This is a genomic window from Arthrobacter sp. TMT4-20, assembly GCF_054510775.1.
The window spans coordinates 92,984-115,094 of sequence record NZ_JBTNDW010000005.1; the positions used below are offsets into that span (position 1 = coordinate 92,984).

17 protein-coding genes are annotated in these 22,111 nt (G+C 65.2%); 6 read left to right on the top strand and 11 right to left on the bottom strand.

The annotated features are described in order from the left end of the window. Positions 1-5: 5 nt before the first annotated feature. The gene (locus ACX80Z_RS06725) at positions 6-1,535 is read left to right on the top strand and encodes a DUF58 domain-containing protein (RefSeq protein WP_459315355.1); all 1,530 of its coding nucleotides are present in this window, start codon (positions 6-8) and stop codon (positions 1,533-1,535) included. Next, positions 1,532-3,868, top strand: a complete 2,337-nt coding sequence (locus ACX80Z_RS06730) for a transglutaminase TgpA family protein (protein WP_459315356.1) — start codon at positions 1,532-1,534, stop codon at positions 3,866-3,868. Before ACX80Z_RS06725 ends, ACX80Z_RS06730 begins: the two co-directional genes overlap by 4 nt. Positions 3,869-3,887: 19 nt before the next feature. On the opposite strand, the gene ACX80Z_RS06735 is transcribed toward ACX80Z_RS06730, so the two are convergent. Then, positions 3,888-5,369 (bottom strand): NAD-dependent succinate-semialdehyde dehydrogenase, encoded by a 1,482-nt coding sequence (locus ACX80Z_RS06735; protein WP_019483628.1) that lies wholly within the window; start codon positions 5,367-5,369, stop codon positions 3,888-3,890. Positions 5,370-5,560: 191 nt separating this feature from the next. Continuing rightward, positions 5,561-6,463, bottom strand: coding sequence for a 16S rRNA (cytidine(1402)-2'-O)-methyltransferase (gene rsmI, locus ACX80Z_RS06740; RefSeq protein WP_459315410.1), 903 nt, complete (start codon positions 6,461-6,463; stop codon positions 5,561-5,563). A gap of 251 nt (positions 6,464-6,714) precedes the next feature. Here rsmI and ACX80Z_RS06745 point away from each other — a divergent pair, with 251 nt between their 5' ends. Further along, the gene (locus ACX80Z_RS06745) at positions 6,715-8,235 is read left to right on the top strand and encodes a dolichyl-phosphate-mannose--protein mannosyltransferase (RefSeq protein ID WP_459315411.1); all 1,521 of its coding nucleotides are present in this window, start codon (positions 6,715-6,717) and stop codon (positions 8,233-8,235) included. Positions 8,236-8,388: 153 nt separating this feature from the next. Here the strand turns inward: ACX80Z_RS06745 and ACX80Z_RS06750 are convergent, their stop codons facing one another. Then, positions 8,389-9,102, bottom strand: coding sequence for a TIGR01906 family membrane protein (locus tag ACX80Z_RS06750; protein ID WP_459315357.1), 714 nt, complete (start codon positions 9,100-9,102; stop codon positions 8,389-8,391). A gap of 85 nt (positions 9,103-9,187) precedes the next feature. Here ACX80Z_RS06750 and ACX80Z_RS06755 point away from each other — a divergent pair, with 85 nt between their 5' ends. Next, on the top strand, positions 9,188-9,496 hold the full coding sequence (locus ACX80Z_RS06755) for a hypothetical protein (protein WP_459315358.1): 309 nt from the start codon (positions 9,188-9,190) through the stop codon (positions 9,494-9,496). 240 nt (positions 9,497-9,736) lie between these two features. Here ACX80Z_RS06755 and ACX80Z_RS06760 read toward each other — a convergent pair whose 3' ends face one another. Further along, positions 9,737-10,729 (bottom strand): stage II sporulation protein M, encoded by a 993-nt coding sequence (locus tag ACX80Z_RS06760; RefSeq protein WP_459315359.1) that lies wholly within the window; start codon positions 10,727-10,729, stop codon positions 9,737-9,739. A gap of 81 nt (positions 10,730-10,810) precedes the next feature. Here ACX80Z_RS06760 and ACX80Z_RS06765 point away from each other — a divergent pair, with 81 nt between their 5' ends. Next, positions 10,811-11,614: an RDD family protein gene (locus tag ACX80Z_RS06765; protein WP_459315360.1), complete on the top strand. Its 804-nt coding sequence runs from the start codon at positions 10,811-10,813 to the stop codon at positions 11,612-11,614. 28 nt (positions 11,615-11,642) lie between these two features. Here ACX80Z_RS06765 and ACX80Z_RS06770 read toward each other — a convergent pair whose 3' ends face one another. The 4 genes from ACX80Z_RS06770 to ACX80Z_RS06785 form a co-directional block, all read right to left on the bottom strand. Next, positions 11,643-12,902 (bottom strand): L,D-transpeptidase, encoded by a 1,260-nt coding sequence (locus ACX80Z_RS06770; RefSeq protein WP_459315361.1) that lies wholly within the window; start codon positions 12,900-12,902, stop codon positions 11,643-11,645. Positions 12,903-13,034: 132 nt separating this feature from the next. Then, positions 13,035-14,525: an adenosylhomocysteinase gene (gene ahcY, locus ACX80Z_RS06775; RefSeq protein WP_019483635.1), complete on the bottom strand. Its 1,491-nt coding sequence runs from the start codon at positions 14,523-14,525 to the stop codon at positions 13,035-13,037. Positions 14,526-14,563: 38 nt separating this feature from the next. Further along, positions 14,564-14,788, bottom strand: a complete 225-nt coding sequence (locus ACX80Z_RS06780; protein ID WP_019483636.1) for a Trm112 family protein — start codon at positions 14,786-14,788, stop codon at positions 14,564-14,566. A gap of 80 nt (positions 14,789-14,868) precedes the next feature. After that, positions 14,869-15,252, bottom strand: coding sequence for a DUF3499 domain-containing protein (locus ACX80Z_RS06785; RefSeq protein ID WP_024476376.1), 384 nt, complete (start codon positions 15,250-15,252; stop codon positions 14,869-14,871). A gap of 373 nt (positions 15,253-15,625) precedes the next feature. On the opposite strand from ACX80Z_RS06785, the gene ACX80Z_RS06790 reads away from it, so the two are divergent. Next, positions 15,626-15,940, top strand: coding sequence for a metallopeptidase family protein (locus ACX80Z_RS06790; protein WP_051317646.1), 315 nt, complete (start codon positions 15,626-15,628; stop codon positions 15,938-15,940). Between the two features lie 33 nt (positions 15,941-15,973). Here ACX80Z_RS06790 and ACX80Z_RS06795 read toward each other — a convergent pair whose 3' ends face one another. The 3 genes from ACX80Z_RS06795 to ACX80Z_RS06805 are packed head-to-tail and all read right to left on the bottom strand — an operon-like array spanning position 15,974 to position 21,845. After that, positions 15,974-17,635: a DUF5719 family protein gene (locus ACX80Z_RS06795; protein ID WP_459315363.1), complete on the bottom strand. Its 1,662-nt coding sequence runs from the start codon at positions 17,633-17,635 to the stop codon at positions 15,974-15,976. Then, positions 17,632-21,315 (bottom strand): glycosyltransferase, encoded by a 3,684-nt coding sequence (locus ACX80Z_RS06800; RefSeq protein ID WP_459315412.1) that lies wholly within the window; start codon positions 21,313-21,315, stop codon positions 17,632-17,634. Before ACX80Z_RS06800 ends, ACX80Z_RS06795 begins: the two co-directional genes overlap by 4 nt. After that, entirely contained in the window at positions 21,261-21,845 is a 585-nt protein-coding gene (locus tag ACX80Z_RS06805; RefSeq protein WP_459315364.1) for a WhiB family transcriptional regulator, read from the bottom strand. Before ACX80Z_RS06805 ends, ACX80Z_RS06800 begins: the two co-directional genes overlap by 55 nt. Between the last annotated feature and the right edge of the window lie 266 nt (positions 21,846-22,111).

The window sequence follows — 22,111 nt, forward strand, 5'->3', positions numbered from 1 at the left end:
GCGGGATGCAACTGCTCGCCAGACTGCCGTCCCGGGTCCTTACGCCGCGTGGTTGGGGACTGGTGATCGCGGGGGTGACTGCGCTCCTGTTCGCACAGTTCCTCGGCCGCCGGGACCTGCTGTCCCTCGGCGTGCTGCTGATCTGCCTCCCGCTCCTGTCGGTCCTGATGCTGCGCCTGATCAAACCCCGCTTCACGGTCGAGCGGAAGTTCGCCCCGCAGACCATGGAGACGGGCTTCACCTCGACCGTCACCCTGTCGGTCGCAGCCAGCGGCCCGGTCAGCGGGAGCATGGTGATGCAGGAAATGTTGCCCGCCCGGTTCGGTGAGTCCCCCGAGTTCCACTACCCGTCCCGTCATCCAACCCGGGGCGCCAGCGTGTACGAGTATCGTCTGCGCTCCTCCGGCCGGGGCGTGTTCGACGTCGGACCGGTCACCGCCGCCTTTACCGATCCCTTTGGGCTCGGCACCTCACTCCATACCCTGGGCGGCACCGACCGGCTGGTGGTCACCCCCGCCCCGGTGGAGCTGCCCCATTCGCCGTTGACCGGCGCCCGGGGCGCCGATGGTTTCGCTGCAACCCGACGCAACGCCAATCCCAGCGACGACGACATCATGACCCGCGAGTATCGGCCCGGCGATCCGATGCGCCGGGTCCACTGGGCAGCGACCGCACGACACAATGAGTTGATGGTGCGCCAGGAAGAGTCGGTCACCACGCCCGAGGCAACCCTCATCCTCGAACAACGCCAGATCAGGTACAGCTCAGGGGTGATCGGCGCATTCGGTGCCGACCGGGAGGATGATGGCACGTCGCTGCGATCTGCTCCGGGCTTCGAATGGGCGATCATCGCTGCGATGTCCATCACCGCGCACCTGCTCGAACGCAACTATGCCCTGCGGTTTGTGGATGAGACCGGCGCCCCAGCCCTGCAATCGTCGGTGTCCGCTCCATGGCCGGAGGACGAGGAACACGCAGGACAGACGGGGATCCATAACGTTGCGGAGGGGCTGGCCGCTCTGGAGCTCTTCCCCGATCTGTCCAAACGGACTACTAGCCGGCGGCACTCGCGGCGCAGCCCATCGCCCGTCAACACCGGCACAGCACCGTCTGCACGACGTCAGCCGTTTGGTGACCCAATGATGGACAAGCTCGCCTCCTACCGGAACCGCGGCCCCCTGATCGCTATCCTTGGCGCCATCACCGTCGCCGAGGCACGGGACCTGGCCGCTGCCGCCGAGTACGGGTCCACCTCGTTTGCAATTCTGGTCGCTGACCGGCCCCAGGACCTGCATCCGGTAATGGAAATCCTGCGTGCTGCCGGCTGGCACGCGGTGGCGGTGTCGCCCTCCGCCGATCTGGCAGCTGCCTGGACCTACTTCGACTCCCCTGTCGGGGCCAGCGCATCAACAGCAAAAACCACTGTCGGGGCTGGCGCTGTCGGGGCTAACACCGTCGGGGCTGGCACTATTAAAGCTGACACGGTGCGGGGCGCGGTCCGCTCCACGACCACATCGCCTGGCGGCCAACCGTGACCTCTACCTTGCCCCGCCCCGCGCTTTCGCCGCAGCGGTTGGCGCCGCAGCCCGGTCGACGGTTTCGGACCGACCAGCGGCATTGGGTCTCGACGGCAGCAGTATTTGTCGCCGTCATGCTGACCTCCCTGAACCTGAATTCGGTGGTGCTGGGATGGACCTGGCTTAACCCGGTGGCATTCACCGTCGGCGGTGTGCTGCTGGTCATGGGTGTTGCCAGAAGCCTCCGTCTACCGGGTGCGCTGGTCCCGGTCGCTGGAATCCTGGCCCTCGTGGGATCGCTGGTCTGGCAGTTCTTCCCCACCCAGAACGTCTTCGGGGTCTTCCCCGGCGAAGGCTCGGCCGGGCGGCTGGCGGTCCTGTTGAATCATGCCGAGAACACGGTGGTGTCACAGGTGGCGCCGGTACTGCCCGGGACCGGCATTTTCATGGTCATCTGCGCGGGGCTGGGTCTGATCGCGATTCTCACCGACACGCTGGCCACCACCCTCAGAATGCCCGCCATCAGCGGTCTGGCGTTGCTCGCCGTCCTGGTGATTCCCGCCGTCGTGCGGCAACAAAGTGTTGGAATTCCCGGGTTCGTGGCGGCGGTGGTGGGTTTCCTTCTGATCCTCGGCTGCGCCCAATGGCGGGACAGCCAGCAGGCAGCCGGTCCGTCCCACGATGCCTCGGGCGGCCGGCTGGCCCGCGGGTTGTCGATCGGCGCCGCGGCCCTGGCGGTCACGGTGCTGGTCCCCTTGGCCATTCCGGGATTCAATGTGGGGGCGTTCCCCCAGGGTGCCAAGGTCAATTTGTGGGGTACCGCCACCGGGCTAAATCCGGTCGTGACCCTGGGAAATGATTTACGGAATCCCACTGGCTACGGCCGGATTACCTATGCCACCGACTCCCCGGATGCGCTCTACCTCCGGGCTGTCACCCTCGAGGACTTCGACGGGCAGCGGTGGGAACCGGACCAGCGGTACGGCCTCAGGGAACCCGGGGTGGAGAACATGGGAACCGACGAGGTGAGAGCTTCCATCGACACCGGAGTAGTCACCACCACCCGGATCACCACTAATTCGTTCACCAGCCCCTGGCTCCTCGCCCCCTATGCTCCGGTGGGTTTCTCCAACCTTTCGGGCCGCTGGTCCTGGGATCCGCTGAACCTCAGCGTGATTGCCACCGATAACGGGTCCACCGCCCAGCAACAGTACGACGTCCGCAGCGCTGAGCCGGAACTTTCCCGCGAGGTGCTGGAGGATATTGGCCCGGTCCCCGAGGGGGCTGTCGACGCCCAGTTCCTGGCCCTGCCGGACACCACTCCCGGGATCATCAGGGACACGGCCGCGGAGCTGACCGACGACATCGCCAACCCCTATCAGCAGGCTCTGGCCATCCAGAACTATCTGCGGGGGCCAGCCTTCACCTATTCGGTCGACGCCCCCGTCAACGGCGGGTATGACGGGAACAGTCTCGACGTCGTCGCCCGTTTCCTCGAATCCCGGTCCGGGTACTGCGTCCACTATGCCGGTGCAATGGCGGTGATGGCCCGTCTGGCGGGCATTCCCAGCAGGGTGGCTGTCGGCTATGCGCCCGGCGATGCGACCGGAGGATCGGTGCAGGGACCCGACGGGCTTGAGCTGACCGAGTTCACGGTGACCTCCCAGGACGCCCATGCGTGGCCTGAGCTCTATTTCGACGGCGTCGGCTGGGTGAAATTCGAGCCCACACCCTCCCGCGGCGTGGTTCCCGACTACGCGCAGACGGCCTTTGCCCCCGGATCGCCGGTGCCGAATACCGACGACCTGACACCGGGCGGCAATCCGCCGCTCGAACCGGGCACGCCGGTGGACCCCCCGATGGGCGCCGACGGCCAGCCGGCCGGAGAAGCCGATCCTGACCGGGCGAGGGAGACCTCGGCTCTGATCACAGCGGCACTGGTGGTCGCTGCACTCCTGCTCATCGTGCCGTTCCTGTTGCGCATCATGCGCAGCCGGAATCGCCGTCGCAAGTTCAACGCGGCCGTTGGATCCAGGGGGGCGGCAACACTGGCCTGGGCCGAAGCCACCGACCTTGCGGCCGACTATGGCCACCCGGCGCTGCCCACCGACACCCCGCGAACCTTCGCTACCCGGTTAGCGGCCAGCACCGGGATTGATGATGCGGCGGCGACCGCCCTGGCTCGCCTCAGCCGCGCCTACGAGACTGAGGAGTACGCCCATCCGGACCTCCTCGTGCACGCCGGGTGGGAGGACATCGAGTCCGTCGTCCGGTCCCTCCGGGAACGCAGTAGCCGCACCGTGAGGTTCAGGGCTCGGTGGCTGCCCAGGTCCCTCTCCAACGACTCCTGACCATGACCTCAGCGAGTCGTCAGGAAGCGGTGGGGTCAGCGATGCCGACGTACTGGGTGTAGAGGTACTCCTCGATCCCCTCGGAACCACCCTCACGGCCCAGCCCGGACTGCTTCACTCCCCCAAACGGCGCCGCGGCGTTGGACACCACGCCAGCGTTCAGGCCGAGCATCCCGACGTCGAGCCGCTCACCGATGCGCAAGCTGCGGTTCAGATCGCGGGTGAACACATAGGCAACCAGTCCGTACTCGGTGTCATTGGCTAGCCGGACTGCCTCGTCTTCCGAGGCGAAGGTGATGATTGGCGCGACGGGACCGAAGATCTCTTCCTGCAGGATCCGCGATCCCGGTGCCACATCGGTCAGGACGGTCGCCTGGTAGAAGTACCCTGGGCCATCCACCGGCGCGCCACCGACGAGGCAGGTGGCTCCGTCGTCGAGTGCTGAAGTGACCAGTTCGTGCACCTTGGTGCGGCTCTTCTCATCGATGAGCGGGCCGAGCGTCGAGGTTTCCTCGGTGCCGCGGGACGTTTCGAGCGTCTTCATCTTCGCAGCGAACTTCTCGGCGAACTCAGCCGCCACCGATTCGTGGACGATGAACCGGTTGGCTGCGGTGCAGGCTTCACCCATGTTGCGAAGCTTCGCGAGCATCGCGCCCGCCACTGCGGCGTCGACGTCAGCGTCTTCGAAGACCACGAATGGGGCGTTGCCGCCGAGCTCCATCGACGTGCGCAGCACGTTCTTCGCCGCTGCGGCCAGCAGGTTGCGGCCCACCGGGGTCGACCCGGTGAAGGACAGCTTGCGGAGGCGGCTGTCGTCGATCAGCGGCCCGGTGACGCCCTGGGCGTCGGAGGTGTGGACAACGTTGAGCACGCCCTTGGGCAGGCCAGCCTCTTCGAGAACCGCGGCGAACAACGACGACGTGAGCGGTGTCAGGTTGGCGGGCTTGAGCACCATGGTGCAGCCGGCAGCGATGGCCGGCGCGATTTTGCGGGTAGCCATTGCCAGGGGGAAGTTCCACGGCGTAATCAACAGGCACGGACCGACGGGCTTCTTATTCACCAGGATCCGGGTCTTGCCGTCGGGTGAGGTGGAGTACCGGCCCGTCGCGCGCACCGCTTCCTCAGAGAACCAGCGCAGGAACTCCGCGCCGTAGGTCACTTCGCCGCGTGCCTCTGCGAGGGGCTTCCCCATTTCCATCGTCATCAAGAGCGCAAAGTCATCCGCGCGGGCGGTAACCAGCTCAAAGGCACGCCGCAGGATTTCACCCCGTTCACGGGGGGCGGTACGAGCCCAGCTCTCCTGCGCGGCGGCGGCCGCGTCCAGGGCCGCCATGCCATCGGCGGGGCTGGCGTCAGCGATGGTTTTGAGGATCTTCCCGGTGGCCGGATCCTCGATGTCGAAGGTCTTCCCGGTCGAGGCGTCCCGCCAGCTACCGCCTATCAGCAGGCCGGTGGGAACCTGGGCCAAAAGTTCCTGCTCACGCTGGGTGGTAACTGCCATAGTCGGTGCCTCCAAGAGGGTTTGCGGGGTGGGAATCGCGAGAAATCGGCGCGTTGGCCGACCAGCACCACGCTAGACCCGGGATTGGAGGCCTGTCCATGCCAGCCTGCACGGCGTCACCCGTCCTGCGCTGTCCAGATGCACAACGATATCCAGGTGGGTAGCGGCAGACCCCGGTCATGATGCGGCGATCAGCGCGCGGCGATCACGGCAGCGTAGAGCTCCCGCTTACTGATCCGCGATTCCTCGGCGACTGCCGCCACGGCATCCTTCAACCGGATCCCCTCATCCACCAGAGCGGCTACTGCGGCCACCCGGTCCGCCGGGTTGGCGGGTGCGGCCGGTGGTGCGCCACCGACGACGACGGCGATCTCGCCCCTGACCTCAGTGGTTTCCGCCCAGTCCAGCAGCTCAGCTAGTGAGCCCCTGAGCACCTGCTCATAACGTTTGGTGAGCTCCCGCGCCACCGCCGCCGGGCGGTCCGCCCCCAGGACCTGGTGCAGCGACCTCAACATCACCTCGAGGCGGTGGGGTGCCTCGAAGAACACCATGGTCCGCCGTTCGTCAGCGAGCTCAGCCAGGCGCGAGTTCCGCTCCCCCGTCTTGCGCGGCAAGAATCCTTCAAAACAGAATCGGTCCGTCGGGAGCCCTGACAGGGCAAGCGCGGTCAGCACTGCTGACGGGCCCGGAGCCATGGTGACCTCGATGCCGTCGGCAATCGCGGCCTCCACCAGCCGATACCCGGGATCGGAAACTGACGGCATCCCGGCGTCGGTGACCATGAGCAGGGTCTTTCCGCCCGCCACCTGTTCCAGCAATTCAGCCGTCCGGGCCACCTCGTTGTGCTCGTGATAGCTGACAATCCTGCCCTGCACCCTGATCTCAAGTGCCCTCAGCAGCCGTTGCAGCCGCCTGGTGTCCTCGGCGGCGACAATGTCAGCAGTTTGCAGCAGCGAGACCAGACGTGCTGACGCGTCGTTCGCGTTCCCGATCGGGGTTGCGGCAAGGACAATCCGGCCGCCGTCGGGAGTGCCCTGTGCGGCGAAATCCGCCGCTGTCTCGAATTCTTCGGATGCGTCCTCGTCAGAGGAGATCGCGTCGGATTCCAGGGGCGAAGCGTCGCTATCATCGTGGGTGTTGCCAGTGGTATTCACCGTTCCAGCGTAGACCCGCAGCGCCAGCGCCGCTGGCCCACCCTGGCGGTAGCATAAGCAAGGTGAGCCATACTGCCGTTTCCCCGCCGTCGGCTGCCGGGGTTCCGGCGGCTCACGGCTGGGTTCACTCTCCGCGCACCGCCTATGACGCGGTGGTGCTGCGACGTCGGCTACTCGGCGAGCGCCTCCCGATGGGAATTCTTGCGTGGCTCCTACCGCTGACCGTCATGGTGATCGGTGGGTTGCTCCGGTTCGTCAGACTTGGCGAACCGGAGACCCTGGTCTTCGACGAAACGTACTACGTCAAGGACGCCTACTCCTACCTGCTGTCCGGGTACGAGCGGGAATGGCCCGAGGACCCCGACGCCGACTTCAACAGCGGCAATACCGGGGTCATCCTGGGCACCCCCGACTATGTGGTGCATCCACCGGTGGGCAAGTGGATGATCGCCATGGGGATGCTCCTTTTCGGTAGTGATAACCCGTTTGGCTGGCGTTTCTCCGCCGCTGTGGTGGGCACGCTGTCCATACTTTTCATCGCTCTCATCGCTCAGCGGCTTTTCGGTTCCCCGATCCTCGGTGCAGCTGCCGGCTTGCTCACCGCCGTCGACGGGCATCACCTGGTGCATTCCCGGACGTCACTCCTTGATGTGTTCCTGATGTTCTGGCTGGTGGTAGCGTTTGGCGCGCTGCTGCTGGACCGGGACCACGCACGCCGGAAACTAGCGGCGAAGCTGTCGGTGCTGGCGGCTGCGGCCCCGGGCGGCGCTCGACCGTCGGCCGCCGACTTGCTGTACGGTCCGTGGCTCGGGCTGCGACCCTGGCGGATTGTGGCTGGTCTCAGTCTTGGCCTGGCTCTGGGCACCAAGTGGTCAGCAATTCCGTATATCGCGGTGTTCGGCCTGATGACCGTGCTCTGGGACATGAACGCCCGCAGGGTTGTCGGGGTGCAGCGGTGGATTACCGGCGCTGTCCTAAGGGACGGGGTTCAGGCTTTTACCTCACTCGTACCGCTCGCTGCCCTGACCTACCTGGCCACGTGGACGGGTTGGTTCCTGTCCACCGACGCGTACAACCGCCAGTGGGCAGCAGACCACCCAGCCCCAGCGTGGGAGTGGCTCCCGGCGTCGATCCGGTCGCTCGCCGACTACCACCGGGCGGCGTATACCTTCCACGAGGGTCTCGGCTCCGAACACCCGTACGAGTCCACTCCCTGGTCCTGGTTGGTGATGGGCCGACCAGTGTCCTTCTACTACAAGGGTGATTTGGGTCCCGACCAGGGGTGCGCAGTCGAGGCCTGCTCCCGTGCGGTAACTTCAGTAGGCAACCCACTGATCTGGTGGTCCGCGGCAATCGCCCTCATCGTGCTGATCTTCTTCTGGGTGGGACGGCGGGATTGGCGCGCTGGCGCCATCCTCGCCGGTGTCGCGGCAGGGTATCTGCCGTGGTTCCTCTACCCGGAACGGACCACCTTCTTTTTCTACGCCATCGCCTTTCAGCCCTTCCTCATCCTGGCCCTCGTCTACTGCCTGGGCCTGATCCTCGGCCGTTCCTGGGCCCCTCCCGCGCGCCGCCGGACGGGCCTGATGGTGGTCGGCGGGTTCGTGGCGGCGGCCGTGCTGCTCTCCGCCTATTTCCTGCCGATCTGGACGGCCGAGCTCATCCCCTATGACCAGTGGCGGCTTCGCATGTGGATGCCCAGCTGGATCTGATCCTCGGCAAGGGGCTGATTGCGTGTGGCGTTCAGCCCGCGCCGTTCCGGCCTCGAACCCGTCAACCTCCACCACACCCGCTGAAGGGTTAGCTCTGGCGACCTGGGGGACCACCAGCCCACCAAATCTCGCTTCTCGGCGGTGACTGGCTCGCTAGAGCGCCAACGAATCCAGGCGACGCTGCTGGGCGGCCTCACCTGCGAGCCGCGACCTGTCGCGTCGGCCCTTTGTGGGCCAGGTGAGCACGAGGGTGACCACCGTGACGATGAGGACGAGCGCCGCGACAGTGATTGCTGCGTCCATCCAGAACTGTGCCGGGAAGAGCCGGATAAGGGTGTCGTCGGCCCTGAAGGTCCAGGTGCCGTCGGCGAAGAACAGGGCGTGGACCTGGGTGAAGAAGGTCTGCCAGCCGAGGATGGCAGTCACCGTAAGTGCAACCATCAGGATCAGGGTTGTGAGGGCCCCGGCGAACAGGCCTCTGCGGACACCGCCGGGATAGGTGCGCGCCAGGTACCAGCAGGCGGCGATGGTGAAGACGAACATCGCGAGCGCGACGGCGAAGCTGATCACCAGGACCACCTTGACGTCGAGCATGTGCCCCACCTCGCTGTCCAGGAAAAGCTGGTCGCCGTCGGAATTGACCAGCTCTCCGAGGTAGCGCGGCGACGCCCAGTTGAGGATGTAGTCGACGGTGTACGACCCATAGGTCATTCGGTCGTCGGTGCTGAAGCCGAAGCTGTCGGCCGGGAAGCCCGGCCGGTGGTACTCCACCCAGAGGAAGAGAGGTGAGGTGACCGCCCGGATCGCCGCCGCGAGGAGCATGATCGGGAAGAACACGGCGATCAGGACCTGGAATACCCGCGCCATGACGGGTTTGCTGGTGAATGCTTCATCCCGTTCGGCGGCCCGACGTTTCGCTTCTGCCTCAGACGGGCGAGCCGACAGAGCCGCAGTGTCAGGCGCGGGATCGTCGACGGTACCGCTGGTCGCGGGGCTGCTGGACTCAGACTGGTCCGACACAGGGCTGCTGGTAGCGGAGCTGCTGGACTCAGGCTGGTCCGACACGGAGCTCCTGGTAGCGGGGCTGCTGGGCTCGGGGCTGTCACCGACAGAATCACTGGCCGGCTCCGGGTCGCTCTGTTCGGCAGTTGCTGCCGCAGCGGGGCCTGTCGCACCTGCACCCCTGGCCGGCTCCGTGTCGTCGAAGCGGCTGAGATCCGGCATCGTGCTCGCCCTGCGCATCGGTAGTGAACTCCGTTGAGCAATGCCCGATTCACCAGCCGGTTCCACCGGAATCGCTGTCGTCTCCGGGGCGGACTCCCCGGCTGGCACGTCAGCTTCAGTGTGCTGCTTGGTCTCGTCGTTTTCAGCCACTGGGTTATCTCCTAGAAATTGCGCAAGTACTTACGAACGAGCGTACCGCCGCGCCCCTCGGATCCTGTGGAGGCCGGTCCGACGTCGGGCGGCTGACCAAAGTCCTGGACCTGCCAGCACCAACAAATCAGGCAGTGCGAACCGTTTCGCCCCGGTCAAGGCTCGAAAGATCCCCGGTATATCCGGCGTTCACCGCCCGGCGTCCCAGCAGCAGCGTATAGGCCCAGTAGCTGGCGAACACCAGGAACCCAATGCTGATCCTCAGCCAGGCGGGGAGCGGGCTGGGCGTAACGAACCCCTCCACCAGCCCGGAGATGAAAAGAACGAGCACCAGGCCAAGCGCAACGGTGATGAGCGATCGGCCTTCCTCCGCGAGCGCGTTGGCCCTGGTCCTGGACCCCGGCGACACCCAGGACCAGAAGATGCGCAACCCTGCCGCGGCTGCGATGAAGATGGCCGTCAGCTCCATAAAGCCGTGGGGCAGGATGTAGATGAAGAACGTGTCCAATTCACCGTAGGCAGCCATGGTGCCACCAGCCATGCCGACGCCCTGGGCATTCTGATACAGGATCCACGGCCCCCAGACGCCAGTCACCCCGAAGGCCACCGCCTGCAACGCAATCCAGGCGTTGTTGGTCCACACGAGGCCCGCGAAGGATGCCGCAGGGTTCTCGAAGTAGTAGTTGACGAAATCTTCCTGGACGTACTGCTCAGCGAACTCGTCGCCGCCCATCGCCGCGATGACTCCCGGAGTATTAACCACCCAGGCACCGTACAGCCAGGCCACCCCGATGAAGAGCACGCCGACGACGACGGTCAGCCACCGCACCCGGTAGAAGGCCGCGGGGAGGGAGACGACGAAGAAACCTGCGACGTCTTCCATAAAGTTGGAGCGGGCGCCGGTGAATCGGGTCCGAGCTCGGGACAGCCGCATTGACAAGGCGCCCGACAGGGCACTCTCGGGGGCGATTGACCTGATCATCGACAGGTGGGTCGAGGTGCGTTGATAGAGCACCAGCAGTTCATCGGCCTCGGCCCCCGACAGCTTCCGCCGGCGGACCAGCTCATCAAGCCGCTCCCAATCCGGGCGGTTCACCTCAACGAAAGCATCAACGTCCACCCTTTCAGCTTAGCCGGGCCGCGGCCGATAAGCTTCAGGATGAAGGGCCCACCGGGGCCCGGTCGACCAGGGAGATGTGCAATGAGTTCGGTGGTGACAGGTGAGGCAGTAGTCCTGGAGTTGCGTCCCGCGTCCTTCGGCGCCCGCAGCATCAGCCTGCTCATCGACATCATCGCCCAGGCCCTTCTGGCCCTGGCGATCATTCTGGGGGTCAGCGGCACCTTGGGGGGTTCGCTTGACCCAGCGTTGAGCCAGGCGCTGGTCCTGGTCCTGGTCATCTTCGTCGTGCTCGTGGTCCCGGTGACCGTCGAGACCCTGACCAGGGGCAAATCGCTGGGCCGACTGGTCATGGGGCTGAGGATAGTGCGCGACGACGGCGGCGCCATCCGATTCCGGCATGCCTTCATTCGCGGGATGCTCGCCGTCCTCGAAATCTACCTGCTGGTGGGTTCCCTGGCATTCCTGGTAGCGGTGTTCAATGAGCGCTCGAAGCGGCTGGGTGACCTGCTGGCGGGCACCTACTCCATGCATGAACGGGTGGTGGAGAAACCCCGGACCCGGGCTGTGACTCCCCCGCATCTCACGGGCTGGCTTGCCACCGCGGATCTTCTTCAACTTCCGGATCCCCTGGCACGGCGGGTAGCGGCATTCATCGGCCAGGCGCCCCGCCTGACCCTGATGGCGCGACAGACGCTGGCAACCGAGCTGGCAACCGAGGTGTCCGTTTACGTCGCTCCGCTACCCCCCGCAGGCACCCACCCCGAGGACTTCCTCAACGCGGTCCTCGCCGAACGTCGGGAGCGGGACCTCGGAAGGCTGATGCGGCAGCGTGCACGCACCGCCAAGGCTGCCGAGCGGCTACACCGGCTGCCGTTCAGCCAGTAATCCGTCAGGCGTGCTGGGACCCCGATGGTTACGGCTGGTTGCTGTATTCACTCCAGGGGGTGTTCCAGTCGCCGAAGCCGTCCCAGATGAACATCGGGCCGTAGCCGGTGTTCTTGATCTGAACAACGTCACCTGGGCCGAAGGTGTCGTAGAAGTACTTGGCTCCCTCAGGAGACATTCCGATGCACCCGTGGGAGACGTTGATGTTACCCAGTGCAACCTGGGCGGCAGGCAACGCTTCGTGCACGAAAGCACCGCCGTTGGAGATCCGGCTTGCATGATTGACGACTGTGGGCTCATAGTAGGCGTCGTCCCCGGGCTCCAGCCCAATTGACTCGGCGGTGAATTTAGTGGATTCATACTGCTCCATCACCACGTGGTAGCCGATCGTCGACGGCCAGTCCTCCGTTCCGAGAGTGATGGGGAAGCTTCGGGTCAGGGCCCCATCAATATAGACGTCCATCATCTTGGTCTCGTTGTCGACAACCGCCAGTTTGGTGTTGTGGGTATTGATGGTCATCTGGTTATCAAAGTTACCGATCATGCCGTTGCCGTAGTCCACCCCAAACAGATTCATGTCGACGGTGATGGTGCTGTTGGGTGCCCAGAACTCTTCGGCGCGGTAACGCACGATGGTGTCGCTGAGCCAATGGAAGGCCCCGGCCTGGCCGCTGGAGCTCGTAATGGTGATCGCTGACTCCACATCGTCACGATTAATCACCGGCTCGCTGAAGTTGATCTCGATTGGCTGGCCCGTTCCCACGGTGGTGCCGTCCAACGGGTAGATACCCGCATCGGCTTCGTTGGCGGGCATCACGGTAGTGAAGCTTTGCGATTCGGTGGCGGTATTCCCAGCGGCGTCGGCCAGCACAAAGTCGAAGTCGTAGGTGGTGGCGAACTCGAGTCGCTCGCTGGCCGTCCACACCGAATCGCCGTCGCTGAGTGTGCCTTCAACTGGCTGCCCGCCGTCTGCTGAACGGAGCGTCACGCTTTCGATGACCGCGTCTTCAACCCGGATTTCGGGCACCGCGATCGGATTGACCTCTTCGGCGTTGTCGGCGGGAATCGCCCCGAACTCAAATGCTGTCGCTACCGTGATTGTTGGGGACGGCGTCGCCTCGGGCACGGTGGCGTTCGGTGAGGAGGTTGCGGTGGGTGAGGAGGTTGCGGCTGGCACGTTTTCGGTCCCGGCCCAGTTGGGGGCGACAGCTACTGCGGCGCCGGCCGCGATCAGGACAGCCGTCACCGCCACCCCACCGATGACCCACCCTTTTCGGCTCCTGCTCATACCCTGCTGACCTTCAGTCATCTTGTCCTACCCACAATCCTGCTGAAAAAATGGCCACCCCACCACCGATTTTACGGTGTGGGGCAGCCATTTTTGGCCAAGCTCTAGGTCACAGCCACGTCAAGCCAGCGGCTAGTAGCGGTAGTGATCTGATTTGTAAGGACCCGATGCCTCGATGTCGAGGTATTCTGCCTGGCTTTTGGTGAGCTCGGTTAGCTCGACGCCGATCGCGTCGAGGTGCAGCCGGGCCACCTTCTCATCGAGGATCTTGGGCAGGACATACACCTGGTTGGCGTACTCGCGGTTTCCCTCGAGATCGTTTTGCTTCCATTTGGTGAACAGTTCGATCTGGGCGATGGTCTGGTTGGCGAACGAGTTGCTCATCACGAAGGAGGGATGCCCGGTGGCATTGCCCAGATTCAGCAGCCTGCCCTCGGACAGCATGATGATGGTGTGCTCGGCCGCGCCGGTCGCCTCATCGGCCGGGAAGACCCATTCGTGTACCTGGGGCTTGATCTCGACCTTGCGGATGCCGGGGGTTTTCGCCAGACCCGCAATGTCGATCTCATTGTCGAAGTGGCCAATGTTTCCAACGATGGCCTGGTGCTTCATCCCGGCCATGTGGTGCGCCATGATGACGTCCTTGTTGCCGGTCGTGGTGATGAAAATGTCACCCTGTGCCAGCACCGTCTCGAGCCGGGCCACCTGGTATCCGTCCATCGCGGCCTGAAGCGCGCAGATCGGGTCGATCTCGGTGACGATGACTCGTCCACCCTGGCCACGGAGTGCCTCAGCGGCACCCTTTCCAACGTCTCCGTACCCGCACACGACGACGACCTTTCCTCCGATGAGGACGTCGGTCGCACGGTTGAGACCGTCGGGTAGGGAGTGCCGAATGCCGTACTTGTTGTCGAACTTGGATTTAGTGACCGAGTCGTTGACGTTGATGGCCGGGAACAGCAGCTTGTCCTGCTGTGCCAGCTGGTAAAGCCGCATCACGCCAGTGGTGGTCTCTTCCGTCACACCCTTGATGTCTGCTGCGATCCGGGTCCATTTCTGCGGGTCATCGGCGAGGGTGCCGCGGAGGACGTCCAGGACGACCGAGAATTCGTGGGAGTAGTCAATGTCATCCTCGGACGGTCCGGCGGGAACCTCACCGACTGCCTCGAACTCAACGCCCTTGTGCACCAGCAGTGTGGCGTCGCCGCCGTCGTCGAGGATCATATTGGGGCCTTGCTCGCCCGGCCAGCTGAGGATCTGGGTGGTGGTCCACCAGTACTCCTCGAGGGTCTCGTTTTTCCAGGCGAAGACCGGTACGCCGGCGGGCTGGTCTGCTGTGCCCGAGCCAACGACTATCGCCGCGGCAGCTTCGTCCTGGGTGGAGAAAATGTTGCACGAGGCCCACCGGACCTCGGCGCCGAGCGCGGTGAGGGTTTCAATGAGCACTGCGGTCTGAACCGTCATGTGCAGGGAGCCGGCGATGCGTGCGCCTTTGAGCGGCTGGCTGTCACCGAATTCACGGCGCAAAGCCATGAGTCCTGGCATTTCATGCTCGGCCAGGCGGATCTGGTGGCGCCCCGCTTCGGCGAGTGAGAGGTCGGCAACTTTGAAGTCAAAGGTCATGGTGTGGCGCATTCCTGTTCGTTGGTGCTGCACTGGGACTAATTTGCGACTGGCCCGTCGTGCTCGTCGGAGCCGGCCTCGGTGGCTGCTACTAGTAGTTCGGGGCGGAGGAGCACCGGGATGCCCTCGTCGATGCTGTATTGCACCGGGTTTCCTGTGCTGTCGGTCACAGAGGAAACCAGGAACTCCCCTTCTTCAACCAGCGCTGAGCCAGTGACGGGACAGCGGACCACAGCAAGCAGATCAGGCGATATGGGGCTCATGAACCAAGCTTATCGCGGGCGTGGCGGAGGCAGAACCGTGATTTGCCCCGGGACCGCCTCGGCTTCTGTCCGCGAGGATTCTACTGTTCGCGGAGGATGCGCAGGTGCCCGCGTCGTGCGCCGGCTGCACCAGCGGGTGGTTCAAGGGTTCCCTTGTTGCCGCGGATCACGGGGCCAGTGTCCTGGTTGCGGTCGGTGGCAGCTTCACGGACGGCGTTGACGAGGGCAACGAGGTCGTCGGGGTGGGGTTCCTGCGGCGTCGATGGCAGGGCGAGTCTGACTACTTCCCAGCCCCGGGGAACGGTCAGTCGTTCGGCGTGGGAGGTACACAGATCGTAACAATGGGGTTCAGCGTAGGTGGCCAGTGGACCAAGGACCGCAGTGGAATCGGAGTACACGAAGGTGAGCGTCGCGACGGCGGCGCGCTCACAGGCAGAGCGTGAACAAGTTCGAAGGGATCCCACGACTAGTGAGCCTACCCGCTCGGCCTTTCAAAGGCGGGGATCATGGCACAGGTCAGCGCGGCGTTGATTCGGCTCACCGGACCCGCTGCGTCCCATTCCGATCCTGTTTTAGGCACCGCTCGAATTTAAGGGCCCGGTTGGCCCATCAAAACCTTACATTGGGGCCCAATGGGTTTACAGTCAGTACATGCGGGACAGTTCAACATTCTCTGTGCAGTTGACCGACCCAGACGATGCCAGAGGGTCCGCCCATCGCGGCCCGAGTTTCAGCCGACGTCGGAGAAACAGACACGGCCGGGGCCTTCGCGGGCCGATGATCCCACCGCACCTTCCCGGCTCGCGCAGCCGATCTGAACGGTTCGACGAATGGGTGATGGAATCGGCCCAGCGGTTGGAACGACTATGGGGAGAGCGCATCCTCGATCTGCAAATGGTGGTCCAGGACATTCCGGCGAATCTCGAAACGATGACCGCGCAATCGCTGCGCGGCCTGCTCGGCACCGCCATACCCGCCGCCCCAAACCGGCCGCCGACCATCATCATCTACCGGCACCCGGTTGAGTTGGCCGCGGGTGGCTTCATTGCTCCCAACGAGTTGGTCCACGACGTGGTAGTGGAGCAGACCGCAGAGTTATTGGGGATGACGCCCGAAGCCGTGGACCCAGCCTACGGGCGTTCCCGCGCCTGATCCTGAGGCGCCTGATCCGAGCCAGTGTAGAACTCAGTATCCCAGGTTGACCGGCACACTGAGCTGCCCGGCGCTGCCGGGAGGTAGCGATGTCACCGAGATCCCTGCTTCGCCATCCATCTGGTGCATCTGGGCGCCGTACACCGGATCACCCGACGCCCCAATCAGGACCGCCACCACGTCGTCCCCGAGATCCGCTGCTTCCACGCTCACTGTGGTGCCGCCAGCCACGCTGACTGTCTGCTCGGCCTGCAGAGTTCCGTCTTCGTTTACCGGAGTGAGCTGAACCTCAGACCGACCCGAGGGTGCACCGAACGCGAGCGCGCCTCGGGACCCGCTGGGGAACACTGCCACCTGGGTGTTGCCGAGGCGTGCTCCGGATGGGGCGAACCCGAAATCGACGGGTTCCCCGGCCTCCACACCCCGATTTACTCTGGCTGAGGCGGAAATCAACACGTCGGAGGTGACCTCGACCGTGTAGTCACCGGACGGAAGACTTTCGAGCGACACACCAGTGACGGCACCGGCAGTTGCGGTGAGCACTCCCCCGTCCGGAAGCTCAACCTCGCCCCCCGAACCGTAGACCCTGACATTCAGAACCGCGTCGGTGCTGCCCGGGACAACGATCTGGACTGCTGGGGTGGCAGCCTCATAGCCGTCCTGGGCGCTGATCTCGTCGGCAATATCCTCATCCTGGACCCGCACCCCCGGGATGACCTGGGTATTGCTTGCAGGAGCCGCTGGCTGGAGAAGCTCCACACCGCCGGGGATGAGTTCCCGCAAGACACTCTGCTGGATGCTGCCGGTCACTCGACCGCCGTCGCTCAGCACGCGGACCGCCAGCTGGTCCTGATCGGTGGCGAGACCAGCGAGCACGATCGACTCGGTGGCGCCGGGAGCGATGAGTAACCCGCGGGTACCCCCCGACTCGACCGGCCCATCGGTCCCGTACAGCTCAAGGTCGACCGTGGCAGGGGTGCCCGACGGGTTCGAGAGATTCAGGACTGCGGTGGCGCCCACCGTGGTGGACGCGCCAAGAATCCAGAAGTCGCTGCTGGGCGCTCTACAGTGGGCAATCGCCAGGCCACCCAAATCACCGTCAGTGGCGGTGTAACTCGTGACCGCCCCGGCGGTGGCAGGCTGGCTGCCCACCGGTTGCGCCGAAAAGACGCTGACCCCGTCGGCTGTCTGGTCGGTAAGGACCCCCGCCGTCCGGTTGGTCAGCCCGTCCTCGTTGGTCACGGCCTCCGGGACCGCGCCTGCCCCGGATTCGTCCGACTCACCTGTCGCGATGGTGGCCAGGGCCTCACCTGAGCCCAGCGGGCTTAGCATGCTGCCAGGCAGGTTCCCGCCGAGGCTGCTCAGCACCATGCCGCTGACCGTAGTGGAAGCCGACTCTGATGCAGGACTGAACTCCGGGTCAGCGAGCGCCGCATCGCTTTCGAGTAGCCGCGGCGGCGCCGGGCAGACGCCCGTGTACTCGCCCGCTGGCACCTCAGCGACCGGGATGGGGAATTGGGCCGCAGCACCCGTTGGGTCGAGGACGGCGACGCCGGCCACCAGCGCGCCGCTGGTACCGACCAGGAGAACTCCCGCGCCTATTCCGACAGCCCGCCGCAGTGTACCGGCACCGGCCCGCCGCCGCTTGATCCGCGGTCGTGACGCCGGCTCGATTTCAGCTCCCGGTTCGGTCATGACCGTCCCCTTCCGCTGAGTATCGATACTTCGTCAGGTGTTTCGCCGAGCCGGGCTGTTTCGCCGGGGCTGGATGACTCGCCGAGGTGAGGTGATCCACCGTCCGCCGGGGACACGGTATCCGCCGCTTCATCCTCAGATTCATCGGCCGAAGGCGGGACCAGTGCGACCGGCTGGCCGCGACGCCCGGGGTAGGCCCGCACGAATCGTGGCCGCGATGGCATGGGGATCGCCAGCAGAACGGTGAGTCCGATCACGAGGGCAGAGCCAATCGCAGCCCACGGCTCCCAGGGTGTCTCGTAGCTGACTTCGACCCTGCCGCCGTCTGCCGGTAAGGCGAATGCCTGGGACCAGCCGGATTCAACTGAGTCAAGGACACGCCCATCGAGGGTGGCCTGCCAGCCGGCGTCGGCGCGTTCGGCCAGCACCAGGGTGCGGTCCGCCGAGCCAGCCGGAATGATCGAGGTGACAGTCGCGGGCCCTGAATCGACTACTACTGAGGTGGTTCCGTCGGCCTCCACGATCCGCGCGCGCGCTCCGGTGGTCGAGCCTTCAACCGTGGGGGTCACAGGCGCTGCCACGTTTTCCTCACTCGAGGGGGGTACCACGCGCCAGAGCCAACCGGAGTTGGTATTTCCTACCGCGACGAGTCCGGGCACTGAGTCAATCTGACCCGCAAGTACTTCCGCCGCCGAGTCCGATTGCTGCAACACCACGAACCCCACCCCCAGTTGGCTGAGCTCCTCCCGTGGGTCGTACCCGGAGCCAGCCACGATGACCGCGACGGTGCTTCTGATGGCGGCGGTCGCCTCGTCGTCCTCGCGGAGGTCTGCGGACCCCAGTGGGCCGTACAGGCCGCGGGCCGAATAGAGCTGCGAGAGCTGATCGAGGGTGGTGCCGCCGCTGCGCATCAGGGCGGCGCTGACGTTATTGCTGCCGTCGACGTTCAGGACCAGGGACTTGGTGCGCTCTGAACTGTTCCCACGGTCGGCAGCGGTCGCGGGCAGAGTGCGTTCGGTGCTGGGTGCGACCAGCATGTCGGCGCCGAAGCGGGTACCCGGCAGGTCGGAATCGCTTGCGCCGGCGGCCGGATCCGTGGTCGCGGCAGCAACGCTGTCGGCTGGTGACGGCACCGCCCAAAGCGCCAGACTCACCGCCGGACCGAGTGCGAGGAGGACGGCGGCGGCCACTAGCGCAGGGCCGGTCCGTCGTCGCGGTGCGGTGGCGTCGGCCCGGGCGCGACGAGCGGTCCGTAGCTGGTGGGCGGAGATCGCCTTGTCTCCCCCGATCACGGCGGCTGCGGCGATGGCGAGCATCAACACCGAGACGAGAGGGCCGGTGAAGGGGGTGATCAGCGCCGAGGACCCCACTGACACTGCGACAAAAGACAGGACAGTGGTGAGCACCAATGCTCCAAGGCCAAGAAGCCAGAGCCCCAAAGCCATCGCGGTCCCGCGGCCGGGGATAAACAGGGCTGCAACGGCCAGCAGGATTGCCGGCCCGCCAACGAGCAGTGCTACCAGCAACGCCCACGGACCGTCAGGAAGGAAGGGCAGCGCTGCGATCGGGGCCAGCGGTTCGAAGGCAACCGGGTAGCCCAGCAGTTGCTGCCACAGTTCAGCCCCGACGAAGGGAACCGGCACACCCGGATCGCCCAGAACGGCCCGTAGCTGGTTTGTGGTTGAGGCGATGAACGGAACGAACAGAGCCAGGGGTGGCAGTAAGGACCACCACAGGGTTTTCGCCCGGCGACGCAGCAACAGCATCGCGCCGAGTACCCCTACCGCCAGGAGTGGGAGCAGCGAAGGCGCGCCAGCTGTGATCACCGCCAGCAGGAGCCCTGCAGTAGCCGCGGCGGTCCAACTGGGCACCCCGTTGATGCCTGGTTTCAGCATCACCTCGACGGGGCGACGACGGGCATACGCGTCGTCGGCGTCGTGAGCGGGAAAACTTGGCACAGCACTGGGATGCGTCCTGTCGCCAGGCTGCAGGTGGGCGCCCAGCTGCGGCGCCCGAGCGGCCCCGACTGCACGGAGCAGGGCCAGCCCAGCCAGTGGCAGGAGCAGGTGTGCGATCAACGCACCCAGCCGGCCACTGCCCAGCGCCACCTGAAGCGCTGGTGCTGCTGCCCAGAAAAACGCGGCCCAAAAGCGCAGTCCCCTGCTCCAGGTCAACGCTCCGGTGGCGAACCATGCGGACAGCCCGGCGAGTGGCAGGGCCAGCAGCATCAGGGTGACCAGCACAGCGTTTCCGTTACCCAGGCCGAGGGCGGCCAGCAGCCACAGCACATAGCCGAAGGGATCACCGTGTCCCGACATGCCTGAACCCAGGGTGATCCACCAGGTCGAGGCGTTTTGCCAGATATCGACCATGCTGGTGGAGACCGGCAGGAGTGCTCCCCCGGCCAACGCGGGAGCACCGATGAACCGGTACAGCGCGACCACTGAGACAGCGGCAAGGGCCAGCGCTGCGGCAACCGCTCCGACACCAACCCAGGTGCGGGAAGGTGCGACGAGTGAGCTGAAATCTTCGGCGGCGTCGCCTGACGGGATGTAGGTGCTTTGCTCGTCGGCAATGGCCTGCTCGCTGAGATGACCCTCAGCGGAGAAGGCCTCTAGCACCGAGCGGCGGTGGGACCAGACTTCACGGCGGCTTGTGCGCAGCGCCCGCACCACACTGCGAGGGCGCTTCTTCGTGAGGGCTACCCGGCGCCGGGACCTGAACAGGTCAACCGGGCGGAGCACTGCGGCGATGCTCGCGAACAACTGGCTGAACCCATACCCCGGGTCCTTGGCCAACAGGCCCATGAGGAGCCGGCCGAACCCACCGATCACCGCGCCGACCGCGAGGAACGGGATCTTCCACAGCGTCGCGTGCTTTAACCGCAGATAGACCTCAGCCTTGCGGGCGGCGCGCTGGCCGGCGGTGGGATGCAGACGCGGTTCGGCGTGGCGCATGACCGCGCTGGGAACGACCACCACGCGGTGCCCGGCCAGCCGGTTACGCCAGCAGAAGTCGACGTCGTCGCCGGTACCGGGGAGCGCCGGGTCGAAACCTCCGAGCGCCTCCCAAACATCACGGCGGACCAGCATGCCCGCTGAGTTGACGGCAAAGACGTCGCTCCGCGAATCGTATTGGCCCTGATCAAGTTCATCGACGTCAATCAAGGTCACCCGTTCGGCCCAGCGGCTGATGGACAGACCGACGTCGATGATCTTTCGACGGTTGTCCCATTCGACCTGTTTCGAACCGGCCACCGTGACCGAGGGAGCGCGCTCGACGGCGAGCAGGAGTTCATCAAGGGCGTTCGGCTCGGGCGCCGAATCGTCATGGAGTAGCCAGATCCACTCGTGGGTGTCGTCGGCGGTGGATCGCGAGGGAACCTCGGCGAGACCTACCCGGACTGCTGCACCAAAACCGGCTCTCGCCGCCGAGCCGACCACTGGGCTGCCGACCGGAAGCTCCAACTGCAGGATCGACGCCGAATCGTCAGTGGACCCGGCGTCGACGCCGACGACGAAGTTGGGCTGGTACCGCTGTGCTCTAAGTGCCGCGATGGTGGCTGGAAGAAAAGCTGAGCCGTTGTGGGTAACCACAACGGCTGTGACGCGGGGGTGCTGCAGAATTAGACCGCTCGCTTTCGTAACCGGCGCCGTTCGCGCTCGGACAGCCCACCCCAGATGCCGAAACGTTCGTCGTTGGCGAGTGCATACTCAAGGCACTGCGACCGCACGTTGCAGGCACCGCAAACCTTCTTGGCGTCGCGGGTGGAACCACCCTTTTCAGGGAAGAACGCTTCAGGGTCTGTCTGCGCGCAGAGCGAGTCAGCCTGCCAGCCGAGCTCACCCTCGTCGTCGAAGTCCTGGCCAATCCCGGGGAGCCCAATCCACACCGACTGGTCGCCGCGCGCCGGTGCCTGCCTCGACGGCGACGAGATGCGTTCGGGGGCCAATAGATCGGAGGGCATCGGATCGGCTGGCGCATCAGGCAGTTCAACTTCGCTGGGGTCATCAGCCAGGGCCTCGTGCGCCGTCAGGAAGGCAGTGGCCTGATCCTCCAGCGAGCTCTCGGTGCTACGCCGGTAACGTTCAGCCGCATCAGGGTCCGCCGGATCGACAAACCAGTCGCTCGGCACCCCACGTGATCCGTAACGAGCCGATGCCTGTGCCTCGATGGTCGTACGGTCGTGGACCTTCTCTGCCTGTCCCATGTCAGCCCTCCCGGTGTTGCCGCTCCAGCAGCTACTGTGGTGGATTCAGGCACGACTGCTGAGCAAAAAGGTGTTTTGCGAGAGGCATGCGGCCCAAGTATCCGATGTGCTGGAACTTTCCGATACCTAATTACACGCGTGTAATACGTATTCAGTCAAGCGCTGGGAGGAATCTTATAGAGTTGTTTCCCGGGAACCCGTTCACGCCACGCTGAGAGTTTGTCACGATGGCGGCGGCGTGTCCCCCGCGGCACTGGCGATTCGTC